Origin of the sequence: Methyloradius palustris, assembly GCF_019703875.1 — a bacterium.
Lineage (GTDB): Bacteria > Pseudomonadota > Gammaproteobacteria > Burkholderiales > Methylophilaceae > Methyloradius > Methyloradius palustris.
Genome location: NZ_AP024110.1, coordinates 1,430,855 through 1,446,839, shown reverse-complemented (window position 1 = coordinate 1,446,839; position 15,985 = coordinate 1,430,855). Strand labels below are relative to the sequence as shown.

At 46.8% G+C, this 15,985-nt stretch carries 16 protein-coding genes; 3 read left to right on the top strand and 13 right to left on the bottom strand.

Annotated elements, in window-relative coordinates:
* Window positions 1-138: 138 nt before the first annotated feature.
* The 5 genes from glnT to ZMTM_RS06970 are packed head-to-tail and all read right to left on the bottom strand — an operon-like array spanning window position 139 to window position 6,491.
* Window positions 139-1,476 carry a type III glutamate--ammonia ligase gene (gene glnT, locus ZMTM_RS06990; RefSeq protein WP_221763208.1) on the bottom strand — a complete coding sequence of 446 codons (1,338 nt, stop codon included), beginning with the start codon at window positions 1,474-1,476 and terminating at the stop codon, window positions 139-141.
* A gap of 30 nt (window positions 1,477-1,506) precedes the next feature.
* Window positions 1,507-2,085 carry a sarcosine oxidase subunit gamma gene (locus ZMTM_RS06985; protein WP_221763207.1) on the bottom strand — a complete coding sequence of 193 codons (579 nt, stop codon included), beginning with the start codon at window positions 2,083-2,085 and terminating at the stop codon, window positions 1,507-1,509.
* A gap of 2 nt (window positions 2,086-2,087) precedes the next feature.
* Window positions 2,088-4,979: an FAD-dependent oxidoreductase gene (locus tag ZMTM_RS06980; protein WP_221763206.1), complete on the bottom strand. Its 2,892-nt coding sequence runs from the start codon at window positions 4,977-4,979 to the stop codon at window positions 2,088-2,090.
* On the bottom strand, window positions 4,976-5,248 hold the full coding sequence (locus ZMTM_RS06975) for a sarcosine oxidase subunit delta (protein WP_221763205.1): 273 nt from the start codon (window positions 5,246-5,248) through the stop codon (window positions 4,976-4,978). The genes ZMTM_RS06980 and ZMTM_RS06975 overlap by 4 nt, the downstream gene beginning before the upstream one ends.
* A gap of 1 nt (window position 5,249) precedes the next feature.
* Window positions 5,250-6,491 carry an FAD-dependent oxidoreductase gene (locus ZMTM_RS06970; RefSeq protein WP_221763204.1) on the bottom strand — a complete coding sequence of 414 codons (1,242 nt, stop codon included), beginning with the start codon at window positions 6,489-6,491 and terminating at the stop codon, window positions 5,250-5,252.
* Window positions 6,492-6,697: 206 nt separating this feature from the next.
* Here ZMTM_RS06970 and ZMTM_RS06965 point away from each other — a divergent pair, with 206 nt between their 5' ends.
* Complete coding sequence (locus ZMTM_RS06965; RefSeq protein ID WP_221763203.1) at window positions 6,698-7,378, top strand: helix-turn-helix domain-containing protein; 681 nt, start codon at window positions 6,698-6,700, stop codon at window positions 7,376-7,378.
* 1 nt (window position 7,379) lies between these two features.
* Window positions 7,380-7,835, top strand: a complete 456-nt coding sequence (locus ZMTM_RS06960) for a GNAT family N-acetyltransferase (RefSeq protein ID WP_221763202.1) — start codon at window positions 7,380-7,382, stop codon at window positions 7,833-7,835.
* Between the two features lie 98 nt (window positions 7,836-7,933).
* On the opposite strand, the gene ZMTM_RS06955 is transcribed toward ZMTM_RS06960, so the two are convergent.
* The 5 genes from ZMTM_RS06955 to ZMTM_RS06935 all read right to left on the bottom strand — a co-directional run bounded on the left by ZMTM_RS06955 (window position 7,934) and on the right by ZMTM_RS06935 (window position 12,797).
* The gene (locus tag ZMTM_RS06955; protein ID WP_221763201.1) at window positions 7,934-8,128 is read right to left on the bottom strand and encodes a hypothetical protein; all 195 of its coding nucleotides are present in this window, start codon (window positions 8,126-8,128) and stop codon (window positions 7,934-7,936) included.
* A 262-nt stretch (window positions 8,129-8,390) separates the two neighbouring features.
* Complete coding sequence (locus ZMTM_RS06950) at window positions 8,391-10,613, bottom strand: xanthine dehydrogenase family protein molybdopterin-binding subunit (protein WP_404804657.1); 2,223 nt, start codon at window positions 10,611-10,613, stop codon at window positions 8,391-8,393.
* A gap of 2 nt (window positions 10,614-10,615) precedes the next feature.
* The gene (locus ZMTM_RS06945; RefSeq protein ID WP_221763200.1) at window positions 10,616-11,083 is read right to left on the bottom strand and encodes a (2Fe-2S)-binding protein; all 468 of its coding nucleotides are present in this window, start codon (window positions 11,081-11,083) and stop codon (window positions 10,616-10,618) included.
* A gap of 15 nt (window positions 11,084-11,098) precedes the next feature.
* The gene (locus tag ZMTM_RS06940; RefSeq protein ID WP_221763199.1) at window positions 11,099-11,734 is read right to left on the bottom strand and encodes a nucleotidyltransferase family protein; all 636 of its coding nucleotides are present in this window, start codon (window positions 11,732-11,734) and stop codon (window positions 11,099-11,101) included.
* Window positions 11,735-11,753: 19 nt separating this feature from the next.
* Window positions 11,754-12,797 (bottom strand): NAD(P)-dependent alcohol dehydrogenase, encoded by a 1,044-nt coding sequence (locus ZMTM_RS06935; protein WP_221763198.1) that lies wholly within the window; start codon window positions 12,795-12,797, stop codon window positions 11,754-11,756.
* Between the two features lie 149 nt (window positions 12,798-12,946).
* On the opposite strand from ZMTM_RS06935, the gene ZMTM_RS06930 reads away from it, so the two are divergent.
* A complete protein-coding gene (locus ZMTM_RS06930; protein WP_221763197.1) occupies window positions 12,947-13,855 on the top strand; it encodes a LysR family transcriptional regulator in 909 nt (302 codons plus the stop codon).
* A gap of 92 nt (window positions 13,856-13,947) precedes the next feature.
* Here the strand turns inward: ZMTM_RS06930 and ZMTM_RS06925 are convergent, their stop codons facing one another.
* The 3 genes from ZMTM_RS06925 to ZMTM_RS06915 all read right to left on the bottom strand — a co-directional run bounded on the left by ZMTM_RS06925 (window position 13,948) and on the right by ZMTM_RS06915 (window position 15,980).
* On the bottom strand, window positions 13,948-14,340 hold the full coding sequence (locus ZMTM_RS06925; RefSeq protein WP_221763196.1) for a hypothetical protein: 393 nt from the start codon (window positions 14,338-14,340) through the stop codon (window positions 13,948-13,950).
* Window positions 14,341-14,430: 90 nt separating this feature from the next.
* A complete protein-coding gene (locus ZMTM_RS06920; protein WP_221763195.1) occupies window positions 14,431-15,192 on the bottom strand; it encodes an MBL fold metallo-hydrolase in 762 nt (253 codons plus the stop codon).
* Between the two features lie 11 nt (window positions 15,193-15,203).
* On the bottom strand, window positions 15,204-15,980 hold the full coding sequence (locus tag ZMTM_RS06915) for a TatD family hydrolase (RefSeq protein ID WP_221763194.1): 777 nt from the start codon (window positions 15,978-15,980) through the stop codon (window positions 15,204-15,206).
* Window positions 15,981-15,985 lie beyond the last annotated feature (5 nt).

Here is a 15,985-nt window from a genome sequence, read left to right as displayed (position 1 = left end):
CAAAAAAACATTAGAAAAATACCCGAGCGATTCGATAGCAAGGCGTGGAAGACTGAGAAAACCGGAGTTTACTTTTGCGTAAATGAGGATTTTCGAGGTCTTTTGCAACGCCGCTAGCGTGAGCGAAGTATTTTTCTCCTAATAAAATTCGACGTAACGGTTAACTTCCCAATCCGACACATGGCGTTGATAGTCCACCCACTCCATGCGTTTGAGGTCGATAAACTCTTGCGAAAGCTTGTCGCCAAGCGCATCACGAATCACTTTGTCTTTTTCGAGTGCGGTAAGGGCTTCACCTAGGTTTTGCGGCAATATGCCGATGCCTTGTTTGTGGATTTCATCCAGTGAATAGTCGTACAGATTTTCACTACGTGGCTTGCCCGGGCTTAGCTCGCGCTTGACGCCATCCAGACCTGCGGCGATCACTGCAGCCGTTGCCAGATATGGGTTGCAGCTACCATCTGGCAGGCGGAACTCAAGGCGGCCATAAGGGATGCGCACTAACGTAGATCGGTTATTGTCGCCATAGGCGATATAAGCAGGCGCCCAGGTAGCACCTGTCAATGAGCGCCCTACTACCAGGCGTTTGTATGAGTTCACGGAAGGGTTACAGATGGCGGTGAGTGCCGGTGCATGCTCCAAAATGCCTGCCAGAAAGTGATAAGCCAGCTTGGAAAGGCCCAAACCGTTTTTATCGCTGTCATCGTGAAAAATGTTCTTGGTTTTGCCATCACCGATCGACATATGCATGTGCATGCCATTGCCTGGGCGATTGCTGAATGGCTTGGGCATGAATGAGCAGATCATGCCCATCTGGTTGGCGATTTCACTCGCTGCCATCTTGAACATGATGTAGTTGTCAGCGCTTTTCAGGGCGTCGGTATAGGTGTAATTCACTTCAAACTGGCCATTGGCATCTTCATGGTCAATTTGATAGACATCCATGCCGACAGCCAAAAGCGACTCGGTGAGCTTTTCAAGATAGGCAGATTGGCGGGTAATGCCTTTGTAGTCGTAGCAAGGCTTTTGCAGCAGGTCAGTATCATCACATGGTTGAATAGCACCATGTTCATTGCGTTTTAGCAGCGAGAACTCAGGCTCCAGACCCGTATAGAACGTCCAGCCTTTTTTAGCCATTTTATCGAGCTGCTTTTTGAGCACGACACGTGCATCGTATTCATAAGGCTTGCCGTTCACATGACCATCGCAGACGATGCGGGCATAACCAGTTTGCCAAGGCACCAAGCCCAACGTGGCAAGCTCGCCCACGGCCATATAGTCTGGGCCGTTAGGTGCAATGCCTGTGCCCCAGATCGCACCGCCAGCAAAGCCTGCGCCAGCGGTTAATATGTCTTCAAGGTGTGCAGACGGCACAGACTTTACTTTGGCTACTCCATGAATGTCGGCAAACTGCGCCAGTATGTATTTGACGCCATTGTCTTTAATGAACTTTTTTGCCTCAGCTAACGATTTCATGCACGTGCCTCCATTCGTCTTTCAAAAAACTTAAAAAGCTTGAGCATCAAACTCAAACGCCCCGCCACCCAGTTCCATTGCGATTTCTAGCAATGTTTCCCACAGGTAATGGCCGTATGTGCCATCACACCAAATTCGATACGCGTCTTTGCCATTAATGGACTGCTTAAGCAGAATGGCTGAGATGCCAGCTATTTGCGTCATTAACAACTTGTTTTCGCTTAATGATTCGCCTACTAAATCAAGCGTGCATAGCTCAGAAAGCAGGTTCAATGCCTGTTGGCCGCTAATGATGAATGCGGCATCCGCACGCGGGACTTTGTAAACGCCAGGGGTAGCGAATTGGTCTGAATTTGATAGCGTGGGCAAGTTTTCAGCTGCCTGGCTTTCAATCATAAATTCACTACTGCCCAGCCTCATTACTAGAGTTGCAGAGCTTGTCTCTAACCAGCTGTTATTTGACTCCGGCAGCGCTATCCCCTGCCCTGATAGCCATTCGGCAGCTTTCGCACCCTTGACTCCAAAGCGCTTGAAATGGCTGACGTCTGCAATAGCCAACAGATTCTTGTCTGCTTGAGTGGATGCCTGTTTTTTGGTGCTTGCTATCATATTCATTCGGCTTTAAAGAATGGCGTAGTGCCCACTGTGGCTTTAACCAGCGAGCCGTTATCTGTTCTGATTTCAAAGGTATTGCCTGTATCAGCCTGATGCGGGGCAACGTAAGCCAATCCGATCACACGCTTAGCAGCAGGGCTATAAGCAATACTGGTGACTCGGCCTTTAATCTCGCCTTGCTCAATCACCAGATTACAATCCAGAGGCATCTCGCCATTAAAATCGGCGGCCAATGTGAATGGCACCAGTTTCTTGGTCAATGGTTTTTTGGCAATAATCTGCAAACTGCGCTGGCCGATGAAGAATGGCTTATCCATTTTCAGCGCCCATTCCGCGCCAATTTCAAATGGATTGGTGAGGCCGTCGGTATCGTGGCCTGGCAGGTGATGCCCCATCTCAAGACGCAATAAACGCTGGGCTTCAGTGCCAAATAATTGCAGGCCTTGATGTTTACCAGCTTCAAGAATGGCATTCCATACAACGGGTGCATCAGCCGCAGGCACATGGATTTCATAAGCTAGCTCCGCAACAAAGCCTGAGCGAATGATACGGGCTGGAATACCAGCAACCTCTGTTTGTTGAATAGCGCCGAAAGCAAATGCTTGCTCTGAAATATCGAGCGTAGTCAGCGATGACAAAATATCACGCGATAACGGCCCTGCTAGGTTCATAGCGCCATAAGCCCCTGTGACGTTAATCAGCACAGCATTCAGTTGCCAGATTTGCAGCCATCGCTGCATTTCACGATACACCGCAGCAGCGTTTGAAGTGCTGATGGTGATGTAGAAAAGTTCTTGATGTAGCCTGCTTGCGAGGCCGTCATCAACAATCACGCCAGACTCATCCAACAGCATGGCGTAACGGGTGGTACCTACTTTCTGTGAAGCAAAGCTACCCGTGTAAAAGCTCTCAAGAAATATGGCAGCGTCAGGGCCGCAGACTTCGACCTTGCCAAGTGTTCCAGCATCAATCAGCCCTGCTTTATTGCGTACTGCAATAGCTTCTTGCTGCACTGCATCCTGTTTACTCAAGCCAGCCCTCGGATAATAAGCTGGGCGAGACCAAGCGCCCACATCTGCAAATACAGCGCCTGCGCCCTCATGCCAATTATGTAGCGAGGTTAGCCGTTGCGGGTGAAAGCTGCGTCCGCCCAAGTGACCAAACGGGGTTGGATGAAAGAATGGACGCGAGGTTGTTGTACCAACCTTCTCTACAGGCAAGCCACGTATTTTTGCCAATATGCGGATGGCATTCATGTTGGAATGCTTGCCCTGACTGGGCCCCATGCCGACCGTGGTAAAACGCTTCATGAGCTCGATATTATCGAAGCCTTCTTTGGCTGCATTGATAAAGTCTTTGAGCTGAATATCTTCATCGAAATCGACAAAGTTTTTGCCTTTAGGGTGATCAATGATGGGATATGGGTGGCTGACAGTTGCGATTGCTTCGGCAGCAAAGCTAGAGTCATCAATTTGAGAGACTGATTTACCAAGATAGGCCATGACATTTAGGGCGGATTTTCTGCCATCCAGCAAGGTTTGCTCTAGGCCATATACCCCATTGACTGCGCCAGCAGCAAATACACCCTTTTGCAGTTTTTCTGGTACGAATTGCTCCGTGGTGTAATCAAAACGCATACTTGCGCCAGACTGGTACAGCAAGCCTGCAGCAGGCGCCCAGCCAGCGCTCATGGCGATACCATCGCACGCTATCTCGATTGCATCTTCTGGCTTGGCTTCATTTGTTTGCTCGTTATAAGGGCATATTAGTGCGCTGGTGATGCCAGACTTGTCGCTGTCTGGAACAGCTTCATAAACACAGTAACCCGAGTAGATATTAATGCCTTTGGTGCTCAGTTCGGCAGACAAAGGCTCTCTGGCGTTGGCTCTTAAATCAACCAGCGCAGCAACTTTAATACCTGCATTGATTAAGTCGAGCGCTACGCGATAACCATAGCTGTTTGCGGTAAATACGACGCCAGTATTGAATGGTTTGACCCCATACCGATACATCAGCCTTTGTGCTGCTGACCCCAGCATGACGCCAGGCAAATCATTATTGCGGAACACAGGCGGTTGCTCGAATGCACCACTGGCAACAATCACAGATTTTGCACGCACCTTGGAAATGCCATTGATGCCGACAACAGGAATTAAATGATCGGTGTAATATCCCGCTGCATAAGCGCCTACATGCATATTGATATTAGGGAGCTCAGCTATTTTTGACAGCAATTCAGACCTTGTCTGACTGTATTGATCCCCAGCCAAGTCATAACTCAACGCGCCGCCAGCTTGCTGGTTTTCATCAACAATTGTCACGCTCAAACCTTCTTGAGCAGCGTAAATAGCGGCAGATAAACCCGCTGGGCCAGCGCCAATCACGAGCACATCGCAATGCTGATTCAGCTTGCGCTTGGTGATGCGAGGAAAATTGAAATTGACGATACCCAAGCCTGCCGCTTTCCTGATGATCTTTTCCCAGAATGGAAACAACCTGCGTGGCGTGTGAAATGCCTTGTAATAAAAGCCCACTGGCAATAATGGGGCAAGCATTTCAAAATAACGGTTACGGTCTTTTTTTACGCCGCCATCGGTATTCACCGCTTTAATCACCAGGCCATCTTTCAAAGGCACAACATCCGAACGGATATTGGTATCCAGGCCATCTGTCACTAAAGCGTTGATGTCATGGTTAGCAAAGCTTAGTACGCCACGTGCGCGGTGATACTTAAAGCTGCGGCCTAATAGTTTCTGACCGTTTGCCAGCAGCGCACTAGAAATCGTGTCGCCTTCATAGCCTGTGTATTCGGTGCCTTCAAAGGTGAAATTCAAAGACTTTTCGCGGTTGATCCACTCGCCTGATAGTTTTGGTAAACGCATGCTCATACGGTGCTTTCTGCCTGCTTCTTGCCGAGTAGATAAGTGGTCAATACCTCATCCGTTGCGGTATTGCGCTCAGCGATAAACCATGTGCCGCTTGGTGAGTGGAACCACCATTCCTTTTTAATACCAGGTGCGTTATCACGATAAAACACGTAGGCGGCCCATTCAGCGTCTGTGGCTTTGGATGGGTCTGGCATCTCTCGAAACTCGCCACCGAAGATGAATTCACTGACAGGTCGAACGCCATTGATAGGGCATTTAAGTAGTTTCATATTAATGGCCGACTGAGGCTGCACCCTTCTCGCCTGTTAATTCATAATCTTCAAAGCGTGAAAGACGGAAGCTGTGAATCAAATCATGGGCTTTGTCATTGGCCATGGTGGCAGCCATGGTTTTGCCGCTGATAGGCGTAGCTTTAAAGCCCCAAGTGCCCCAACCCGCATCGAGGTAAAAGCCTTCAATTGGCGTTTTACCCATGATAGGGGCAAAGTCTGGCGTCATATCCGCCATACCAGCCCATTGTCTGACCACTTTGACGTTGGAGAGGAATGGGAACATGTCTACGATATGCGACGTCAGGCCTTCTACGAAGTCAAAGGTCGATCTAGTGGAGTGGACTTCATAAGGGTCTAGCGATGCGCCCATGACCAGTTCACCACGAGATGACTGGCTGACATACACATGCAAGCTACCTGAGACCAGAATGGTATCCAGCCACGGTTTCATTGGCTCACTCACACAAGCTTGTAATGGATGAATCACGATAGGTGTTTTTAAATCGACCATTTTGCAAATGCGCGGCGTAAACCCTGCAACAGCAGAGAGCACCTTGCCCGTAGCGATATAGCCACGGTTGGTTTGCACGCCATGCACTTTGCCATCTCTTACATCAATGCTCTGTACTTCAGTATTCTGGAATATTTCTATGCCCTGGCTGTCAGCGCCGCGGGCATAACCCCATGCAACAGCATCGTGACGGGCGATTGAGCCAGGCTCGTGATAGAGCGCGCCTTGTATAGGTGCTTTGCCACTACAACTAATATCCAGCTGTGGGCAGGCTTTTGATATCTCATCCGTACCCACTACCCTGCTTTTAACGCCTACGTGTTTATTAACTTCGGCCCGCCAACGCATGGTGCGCATGGCTGATTCAGTATGTGCTAGCGTGAAATGGCCGCGATTGGAGTAAAACAGGTTGATGTCCAGCTCTTCGGATAAACCTTCAAACAGCTTGACGCTAGCATCGTAGAAATTGACGCCATCAGGAGTCAGGTAGTTGGAGCGCACAATCGTTGTGTTGCGCCCAGTATTGCCGCCGCCGATATAGCCTTTTTCCAATACAGCTACATTGGTGATGCCATGATCTTTTGCCAGGTAATACGCTGCTGCTAGGCCATGTCCTCCACCGCCGATGATGATGGCATCATAAGATTTCTTAGGTGTTTGGCAGTCGCGAAAAAATCGTGGTTCTTTGTATTCACGATTGAGCGCATATTTAAGCAAACGAAATGGCATTCATGCTCCACAAAAATTCGGTTTATATTTCCCAAAAGTTGCATATAGGTTAAAAAAGTTAACCTATATGCAACTTTTGATCATTTAATCAAACCCCAGCACCCATGTCAACAACAGAAAATATTTTGCCGCAGCTCAGTTTGGTTATAGACTAAAATAGCTTAATTATTGAATTTCATAGATTAAATCACTTATTTAAATACTATATGGTCGAAAAAAATACGCAAACCAATACAGATTCAACAATAGATGATAAAAACTTATCTGAAATTGATGAGAATCAAGCTTCAGATGGTCAAGCAATACCCATAGGCCGTTATCTGGCAAGCACACTTTATAAGTTACGCATCCAGCATGGACTCACGCTTGGTGAGGTTTCATCGCGCGTAGGCATCAGTAGCGGCATGCTGAGTAGGATAGAGAATGGTTTGTCAGCGACCAGCATAGAGACGCTTGAACTGCTTGCTAATGCGCTGGGAATCTCGCTATCAAAGATATTCCAAGGCTATGACCTGCCAATCAGCGCAGCTCAATTTGTTAAAAAAGATACGGGGATGGAGGTTGTCAGGCGTGGCACACGCAGCGGCCATACCTATCAGCTACTGGCTTATAACCAAGGCCCACAGAAAACATTTGAACCCTTCCTGATTACGCTTGAAGACCCGGGTGAAGAGTTTTCACCTTTTGAACATGCGGGTACTGAGTTCATCTATATGTTAGAGGGCTCAGTGGAGTATCGAGTCGGTGCTGAAACTTTCATATTAGAGCCTGGTGATTCTCTCACCTTCCGTGGTGAAGTCCCACATCGCCCTGAAAGACATATCAAATCCCCCATTCGTTTTCTGGCTACGATTCATTACGATATGCCGAAAGCTGAGGATGACTGAAATGGATAGCCTTCAATTTGATAATGCCAAACTCACAGACATCCCTGCTTTGATCGAGCTGTTAAACGAACTATTTAGCATTGAGAAAGACTTCAAGCCAGACGCAGACAAGCAATTTCGCGGTTTAAAGATGTTAATTGAGAGCCCAGCAACAGGCACTATTAAAGTAGTGCGTGATTCACAAGGTCAGGCAGTTGGTATGGTCAGCGCACAATTGGTGATCTCAACTGCCCAAGGCGCGCCATCTGCATGGGTTGAAGACATGATTATCAGCCAAGCCTATCGAGCTAGTGGAGTGGGAAAGAAGTTGCTGGCAGAAGCCATTGCCTGGGCAAAAAGCAAAGGCGCAACTCGCGCTCAATTATTAGTGGATATAGCAAATGAGCCTGCGCTGGGCTATTACGCTCACTTGGGCTGGCAAACTACCCAGCTGCAGGCGAGAAAGATATTGATATAAGACTAAACTTTAATAAGCAAGCGCATGTGTTTGAACTGAAAGAAAAAAGCCAGTCAATAATGACTGGCTTTTTTGTACTGCTGAAATAATCAGATTGATTATTGAATGCTGTTTTTACCATCTAAGCTAGCTGTTAAGTCTAGCTCTCTTTGGGCGATGCTTGCCTTTTGGAGGCTTACACTACAAGCCATGAGTAATCGCTTGTCGTTATGGTGATTTGATGAGCCTATTGTTGGGGATGTACCGATCAATAGGCGTTTAGCATTTACGTAATCTATTTTAGTAAAGTTCATGATTAAATCCTCTATAGAAATATTAATTAAATTAACCAATACACATGAGGTCTTGTGAACCATGCTAGTTTTTTAGACTATCTAGCCTTGTTGACTATCTTCCTTGTAACATTGTTATGTCTTGGTTGCGGTATTACTTTCCTTTTAGGAATAAATCGATAATACAAGCTATTGACAGAAAATAATAGTGGTCTTTGTCCGACAATGTCTTACAAAGACCACTTAGCCTTGCCCTGCCTGGGTTTCCAGTACTTTAAAGTGTCTAGGCTTTAAGGCTATTCACAATCGGCAGTTTTCTCACGCGTTTACCTGTAGCAGCAAATACCGCATTAGCAACAGCTGGCATCACTGCTGATGTGCCAGGCTCGCCCAAGCCACCCGGGCTCTCATGGCTATCAACCACATATACTTCAACAATCGGTGCTTCATTGATACGCATCAAGCGATAGTTGTGGAAGTTGCTCTGTTCAGTACGGCCGTCTTTGAAAGTGACTTCACCCCACAATGCAGCGGTAATGCCGAATATTACGCCACCTTCTAATTGAGCTCTCACTGTGTCTGGGTTAACCACCATGCCGCAATCCACCGCACACACCACACGTTTAACCAACACTTCATTGTCTGGCGTCACAATCACATCAGCCACCAACGACATATAGCTACCAAAGGCAAATAGTGATGAAATGCCTTTACCTGCCTTGCCCTCTTTGGTCGCCGCTAAAGGCTGCTTCCAATTGGCTTTTTCTGCAGCTAGCTCCAACACGGCTTTGGCGCGCGTATCATTCACTAAAAGCTTACGCCTATATTCAAACGGGTCCTGCTTTGCACTTGCAGCCAGCTCATCAATAAAGCTTTCGACCACAAATGCGTTATGCGTTGGGCCTACACCGCGCCAAAATGCGGTGATAAAAGGTGGCTCATGGCGCACATATTCGACCAGTACATTAGGGATGTTATATTTCAAATCGCGTGCAGCTTCGACTGCATCAGGATCTACACCATCTTTAACCGCTGGCGGGAAAAACCTGGCCATGATGGACGAGCCCGTAATTCGGTGATTCCAGGCTTCTGGCATGCTCTTGTCATCTAATGATGCCGAGATACGGTCATAGTAGTAAGGTCGATACATATCATGCTGAACGTCTTCCTCACGTGTCCAGACAACCTTAACTGGGCTATCAACCTCTTTGGCAATTTGAACTGCCTGCACAATAAAGTCCACCTCAAGCCTGCGGCCAAAGCCTCCGCCCAATAGGTGATTATTAATCGTGATTTTTTCTATAGGTAAGCCCGTCAGTTGGGCGATAGCACCTTGCGCAATCGTAGGGACTTGTGTGCCCACCCAGATTTCACAACTATCGCTTTGCAGGTGTACTGTGCAATTCATCGGCTCCATAGTGGCATGCGCCAGGAATGGTAGCTCGTAAATAGCTTCAAACTTCTTGCTAGCTCCTTTAAGCACAGATGCAGCATCGCCTTTGTTCTCGGCAATCGCTGCTTCGCCTTTAGATGCTTTATCCAGGTCTTGCACCAGGCTGGCTGTCGTATAGCCAGCATTGGCGCCATCTTCCCACTTGGCATCAAGTGCTGCCAGGCCTTGTTTAGCCGCCCACATATGGTCAGCAATGACTGCCACAGCATTATCCAGTTTCACGATTTGGCGCACCCCTTTGACTGCTTTCGCCTTATCTTCATCGACGCTAGCAAGCTTGCCACCGAATACAGGGCTGGCTGCTACCGTTGCAATCTTCATGTCTGGCAATTGCACATCAATACCGAATTGAGCGCTGCCGTTCACTTTTTCTGGTGAATCCAGTCTATGAACTGGTTTACCGATGATTTTGAAGTCTTTAGGGTCTTTCAGAACAATGACTTCTGGCACAGGCAAGCGTGCAGCCTGATTAACGAGTTTGCCGTAGCCTAAGCGCTGGCCACTATCTGGATGAATCACCTCGCCATTTTCGGCAATACAAGATTTCGGGTCGACCTTCCACTCAAGTGCAGCCGCAGAAATCAGCATCATGCGTGCTGTTGCACCTGCCTCACGCAGAGGTTTCCAAGCGCTACGTACTGAAGTTGAGCCGCCTGTGATCTGGCCACCAAGCAATGGGTCTTTATAGGCGCTCTCATTAGGCGCAGCGTGTTCCAGACGAACTTTGGAAACATCCACCTCTAACTCTTCGGCAATCAGCATAGGCATTGAAGTATATGTACCCTGCCCCATTTCCACTTTGTGGGCGACCAAGGTTACGAGGCCATCTTCATCAATATGGATAAATGCATTCGGTGTAAATTGAGACTTCTCGCCTATTTTGCTGCAGCCAGTGCCGATAAAGCTGAACTGGAGCATCAGCCCCGCACCGAATAAGGACGAGAGTTTCAAGAAATCACGACGATTTACGCCGCCTGATATTAGGCTACTTGGTTCTGGAGATTTAACAGCACTCGTACTAGCGCCAACTAAGTCTTTATCAATCATATTCATGATTAAGCCTCCGCTTTCACAGGATTAGCTGCGCGCTTAATTGCCGCACGAATACGAACATAGGTGCCACAGCGGCAAATATTGCCAGACATGGCGCTATCAATATCAGCATCCGTTGGTGTTGGCTTATCTTTCAGCAAAGCGATGGCCGACATGATCTGACCTGATTGACAGTAGCCACATTGAACAACTTCTTCTGCTATCCATGCATCTTGTACGCGCTTACCTATCTCAGTATCAGACACAGACTCGATTGTTGTGACGTTCTTACCACTGGCCGCTGATACTGGTGTTACACATGAGCGTATCGGTGCGCCATCCAAATGCACAGTACATGCCCCGCAAAGCGCCATGCCACAGCCAAATTTTGTGCCTGTCATGCCAACCACATCGCGAATTGCCCAGAGGATAGGCATATCATCAGTCACATCAAGCTCGTGTTCTTTGCCGTTAACTTTTAAGGTGATCATGGTTTTCCTTTATTTTTAATGCGTGATTTTTGAATTTGAATGTAAATGCTTTTGATATGAATACAAGTCTTCGCTTGTGTCGATATCAATACAAATGCCTGCCTGGTCTGAGTTCACATGGCTAATTAACTCATGGTCCCTAGCTAAAATCTCTTTTGCGCCGCTGTCATGCTCTAATTGCTGCAGTTCATTGCCGTATGATGCTGACAGGCCAACAGGGTGTCCGCGTTTTTTCTGGTAATAAGGCGCTGCAAGCATAGCGCCGTTGATAAGTGCTTCTTTTACTTCGCGAATCGCTGCTGCAGGCACAGATGGCATATCACCTAATCCTATCAGCCAACCATCAGCTTCAACACTCTCTCTCACGCCATAACCCAAGCTAACACCAATACCAGCGTTTGCATTTTCACATACCAGCCATCTAAGTTGGTTTACGGCTTCTGGCAGTGCTTGGCATACCGCTTTTTGTAAAGCATCACTATTAACATTGACGACTATATTAATTCGATCAAACACCTGCAACCAGGGCTTGATCGAATGAGCCAACATTGGCATTGTACTTTCGTCTAAAGTCATTGGCTCAAGCAATTTGTTTGAGCCAAATCGTTTGGCACTGCCTGCTGCCAAAATAATGGCGGCGATATGTTTCATCGTGGATGATTGGGTTGCCTTAAATAGTCGCCATATCAATGACAAAACGATAGCGCACATCGCTTTTCAACATACGTTCAAAAGCATTATTGATGCCACTCATCGGGATAATCTCAATATCCGAAGTAATGTTGTGTTCAGCACAAAAATCCAGCATTTCCTGTGTTTCTTTAATGCCGCCAATCAATGATCCAGCCAGTGAACGACGCTTGAATATCAGGTTGGCAATATTAGGCGATGGGTGTGGGCTATCAGGCACACCAACTAGACACATAGTGCCATCACGCTTCAGCAAGGTCATGAATTGATCAAGATTGTGTGGGGCTGCTACGGTATTCAAGATGAAATCAAAACTCAGGGTATGTGCATTCATTTCATCTGGATTTTTTGAGATGACGACTTCATCAGCCCCTAGTCGTTTTGCATCTTCTGCTTTGCCCGCTGAAGTTGTAAATAAGACCACATGTGCACCAAAGGCATGCGCGAATTTAACCGCCATGTGGCCTAAACCGCCAAGACCCACTACACCTACTTTATCGCCCTTACCAATTTTCCAGTGGCGTAGTGGTGAATAGGTAGTGATGCCTGCGCAAAGCAATGGGGCAACGGCGGCAAGATCAAGCTTGTCTGAAATATGCAGAACAAAGCGCTGATCAACGACGATGGAGTTTGAAAACCCACCATAGGTTGGCTTGCCTGTGTGTTTGTCGTGGCCGTTATAGGTTAATACAAAATCATTACAGAACTGCTCTTGATGATCGTTGCAATCAGGGCAAACACCACAGGAATCCACCATGCAGCCAACACCAGCCAAGTCATTCACTTTGAACGATTTAACATCGCTACCAACCTGGGTTACACGCCCGACAATCTCATGCCCAGGCACTATGGGGAAAGTGCTCGCCGCCCATTCATCACGGGCTTGGTGCAAGTCAGAGTGGCAAACACCACAATAAAAAATTTCGATTTTTATATCAGTTGGGCCAACTTCTCGCCGCTCAAAACTATAAGGTGCTAATGCTGTTTTTGCGTTCTGTGCGGCATAACCTTTGACTTGATACATGGCACTTCCCTTTTTGGTGGTGATGCATTTGAATTTAAGTAAGTATGGATAACTTAGATTAATCCTCAAAGACATAAGTATCGATTTTAGAATTCCATTTTGTGGAATAATAAAGCTATCGACCACGCAATGAATGAAGCGCTTAACTCATGCTCAATAAATTGGAAATGATCCGTATATTCTGTGCAGCAGCAGAGAGCTCAAGCTTTAAGGAGGCCGCTGCCCGTATGGGCGTATCTCCTCAAGCCGTTACTCGAGCTATCAAGGAGCTAGAACATAGCCTGGGCGAGCTTTTGTTTCACCGCAATACCAGGCAGATTCGCATTACCGAATATGGCGAAAAACTACTGGAAGACTCTCGTTCGATTATCTATAACATTGATGAGATATTCAAATCCAACGATCAAAGTCTCGACGATGACATATCTGGCATCGTGCGTATCACTTCACCTGTCAGCATAGGGCGCAAATTTGTAGTGCCAGCAATGGCGAGAATTCGTGCCCAATATCCTAATATCAGGCTGGATCTGCGACTCTCGGATATGATCACCGATGTAGTTGATGAGAAGATAGATGTGGGCATACGTGTCGGGTTGCTAAGAGACAGCAGCTTTGTCGCCAGGGCTACTAACAGGGTCTATTTACATACCGTAGCAACAGCGGATTGCATAGCGCGGTATGGTAGACCAAAGACCATCGCCGACTTGTATGACCTACCGACGATTGCCTTGCTTGATACTTCATCAGGACGCGCCTGGCCGTGGCATTTTTCGCAAGGCCATCAATTCATGCCTCGCCACCCAGTGTTTATCGTGAATGATTCAGAGGCTGAGCTGGAGGCTGCTGTTAATGGTATCGGGTATGCCCAGATTGCCACACCATTCTCCGAAGAGCCTATGCGCAAAGGACAGCTAGAGCAAGTGCTTGAAGAGTTTGCCCCTGAACCATGGTATTTATATGTGTACAGGCCACAGCGTGGGCCAGTTCCGAACAGGATTCGCCTAGTGTTCGATGCGCTGGTTGAGATATTTTCAGACGAGACAGCATTTTCTGGGTAACTAATACTGAAAGCCAGCCCAAACTTTCATGAGGCTAAAGCACATAATAAAAAAGCCGAACATCGAGTTCGGCTTTTTTATTATGGTAATGATTACTTATTGTTGAAGAATGCAATATTCATGCATCGATCATTTACAAAAGTCAGCTCTGTGGTTTTGTATTTTTTCTTAGGTTCGTAGTGCACTAAGTCATTGTAGTACCACATTTCCACATTGACTGGTTTTTGCGTATCCGCATCACCAGCGGCAATCTTGGGGCCAATCACGTTCATAGCATTAGAAGGCTTAACTGATTGCTCTTTCTTGGTGGGGGTTCCCAGCTTTTCTAGTATTACCTTGCGTGATTTACCGCTGAAGGCATTTAAAAACTGGTCTTCGTTATAAGTGGCTGACTTCGATGCATTATCTGCTGCAAAAGCAGGGAATGCCGTTGCCACAAATGCAATCATTAACATGAACATCGTTGTTTTTTTAATTTGAATCATGATTTTCGCTTTTCCTCAAAATTTAATCATTTTTACAACCGTTGATTATCTCACTTTTAAGCTATCAGCGCTTGGGAGAAGATTCCTTATTCAAAACTCAAGCGTAAGACCATCAAACCCTACATGAACGTTATTGGGGAGCTCACTAGACAAAGCTTCGTATTCAATATCGTGGGTCATATGAATCAGATAGTTTTGTTTTGCTTTGATAAGACTGGCATAGGCCAGACTTTGTTCCAAATGAATGTGGGTAAAGTGTGTTGTATAGCGCAGACAATCCAGCAGTAGCAGATCAAGATTGTTTAACAAGGCTAGAGAAGATTCTGGGATTTCAGAAACATCAGTCAAATACGCCATGTTGCCTAGGCGATAGCCCAATATATCACTACGACCATGCTTAACTGGTATAGGCGTAATCGTTACGCCAAACAGCTCAAAAGCTTGATCAATTTCGTTCAAGCTCAGTACAGGCAGCTCCCAGAAATCGCCAGGATCACGGATGGTGTAACCAAATTTAGCCAAAATATGTGCAAGCGTATCTTGCTTACCATACAAGGGGATTTGCTTTTTTTGCAATTGGCAGAATGCACGCAGATCATCAATGCCATGTAGATGGTCTGCGTGCGTATGTGTGTAGAGCACGGCATCAACTCGCGTCAAGTTTTCACGTAGTGCCTGCGTGCGTAAATCAGGGCCTGTATCAATCAATATGACTTCACCATTGGGCATGGTGATTGCCGATGAGCAGCGAGTGCGTTTGTTTTTGGGATTATCAGACAGGCAGGTCAGGCAGCCACAGCCTATAACCGGTGTGCCCGCACTTGAACCAGCGCCTAAGATAGTGAGCTGCATTTAATCTGGATTTAATTAAGCTGCTTTGCAGCCTTGAATAGCTGGAAGAAGTTTTCACTGGTTGCCTTGGCCACATCTTCAAATGCGATACCACGTAATTTTGCGATTTCTTCAGCGACATATTTCACATAAGCAGGTTGATTCATTTTCCCGCGAAACGGCATAGGCGCCAGATAAGGGGAGTCTGTTTCTACCAGCATGCGGTCAAGCGGCACATGTTTGGCCACGTCTTTCAGAGCCAATGCATTTTTGAAAGTTACAATGCCTGAGAATGAGATATAAAAGCCAAGATCAATGGCGCGCTCTGCTACATCCAGCGATTCAGTAAAGCAGTGCATCACACCGCCAATTTGCTCCACCTGCTCTTCTTGCATGATACGCAACGTATCTTCAGCCGCAGAACGTGTATGGATGATCAACGGTTTTTGCGCCTGGATTGCCGCACGGATATGGGTGCGGAATCGTTCGCGCTGCCATTCAAGATCGCCTGTTAACCTGAAATAATCAAGACCAGTTTCACCAATCGCAATCACCTTTGGATGTTGAGCTAAATGTACTAACTCATCTACTGTGACTAAGGGCATATCTTCATAATCGGGATGTACTCCGACAGAAGCAAAAAAATTCGGGTAACTCTCTGCAACATTTAATACTTGCGGGAAATCTTGCAAGGTCACTGAAACGCACAGCGCGTAATCCACGCTATTTTCAGTCATGGATAGCCTCAAAGCATCCATATTATTGGCAAGTTCAGGGAAATTAATATGGCAGTGTGAATCGACCAGCATGTTGT